Annotated in this window: 2 protein-coding genes; both read right to left on the reverse strand. The window is 69.2% G+C overall.

Going from position 1 to position 1,557, the window contains the following annotated elements; genetic code table 11:
* Positions 1-676: hypothetical protein (locus ACTIE9_RS12695; RefSeq protein WP_439565934.1), on the reverse strand; the 676-nt coding region annotated here is incomplete at its 3' end.
* A gap of 30 nt (positions 677-706) precedes the next feature.
* The coding region (locus tag ACTIE9_RS12700) for an LCP family protein (protein WP_439565935.1) at positions 707-1,557 on the reverse strand (851 nt) is incomplete at its 5' end.

Below are 1,557 nucleotides of genomic sequence, written 5' to 3' on the forward strand. Positions count from 1 at the left end.
CGCGGCCGTCGAGACTCGACGGCAGCACGCGGCCGTACTGCCCCGTGAGCCCCGCGATGCTCACGCGCACACCGCCCGCCTCGAGCAGCTCGGCCGCCGCGGCGAGCTCGGCCGGCGGGTGGTTCGAGACCACGAGCACCGACTCGAGCCGCTCCGCCGGCGCCGGTCGCTCGACCTCGAGAAATGCGTCGGGAGCAGGGTTGTCGAAGAGCTCGAGGCGGTGCTGCGCGAAGCCGAACGCCGACACCCGATCGCGGGCGACGGGCGCCATGCTCGTGATGATCGACGCGAGGGCGTCCTCGGCCTCGTAGAGCAGCGGCAGCCCGATGCTCTGGAAGCTCGACAGGTGATGCCAGATCATCGGCGTCGAGATCGGCCCGTGCTCGAGCTGGGCGATGATCGCCGCGGGCAGGAACGAGTGGTGCACCCAGATCAGGTCGTACTGCTCGGCGCGCGCGGCGACGACGTCGGCCGGCAGCAGGATGCGGAGCCGCCCCGCCGCGATGAGCCCGGCCACCTCGGATTCGATTGGCTCGCCGAACAGCGTGGTCGAGACATCCACCGTCCAGCCCCGCGCCGTGAACCACTCGACGAGCTCGAGCACCACGATCTCCGAACCGGCGAGACTCTCGAACGCGATCTGGCAGATCAACAGGCGGCGTGGCTCATCGGGCATGGGCGCTTCTTCCGGTCGTTGCGCGAGCGCCTAGGGCTCAGTGGTGGGTTCCGGCCGCGGGGCAACGGCCGCCGCGATCGACTCGTGGATGAACGCGTAGTCGGGCTCGACGTTGTCGATGAGCGGCGGTACGAGCTCGAGCCGCCGGATCTCGTGATCGCGCGACAGCACCGCCAGCTCGCTCAGCAGGCCAACCATCGACTGCGGAATGTCGGTGCGCACGAGATCGCTCGAGGCCTCGGCGATCGCTTGGAAGCGCGTCAGCACCGTCGCCGGCTCGAGCTGCCGCAGCATCGCCTCCTGGATGTCGCGCTGATGCTCCATACGGTCGAAATCGGTCAGGTTGTAGCGGCTGCGGGCGTACCAGAGCGCGGTGAAGCCGTCCATCCACTGCTCACCCGCCGCGATCTCGCCCACGATCGGTCCGCCGTTGATGCCAAGCTGCACGGGCTCGTCGACCGTCACGACGACACCCCCGAGCGCATTGACGAGCCCCTCGAAGCCCGCCATGTCGATGAGCACGGTGAACTGCACGGGCAGCCCCGTCACGCCCTCGACGGCATCACGCATCGCCTCGAGCGCGGGAGTGCTGCCCTGCCGCTCGGCGTTCGGGTACAGCTCGGGGTGATCCTCGGCCCACGGGTACAGGTACGCGAGCAGGCAGTCGTCGCCGCAGTCGAAACCGTTCGGCCACGCATCCCAGAGCGGAGAACCCTCGGCGAACGGCGCGTTGTACAGATTGCGCGGGATGCCCACCATGGTCACCGCGCCCGAAGTGGCATCGACGCTCATGAGCGTCATGCTGTCGGGCCGCAGGCCGATGCGGTCATCGCCTGCATCGCCGCCGAGCAGCAGGAACGTGTAGCGACCATCGATCGGCG

The organism is Microcella sp. (genome assembly GCF_051860105.1).
Lineage (GTDB): Bacteria > Actinomycetota > Actinomycetes > Actinomycetales > Microbacteriaceae > Microcella.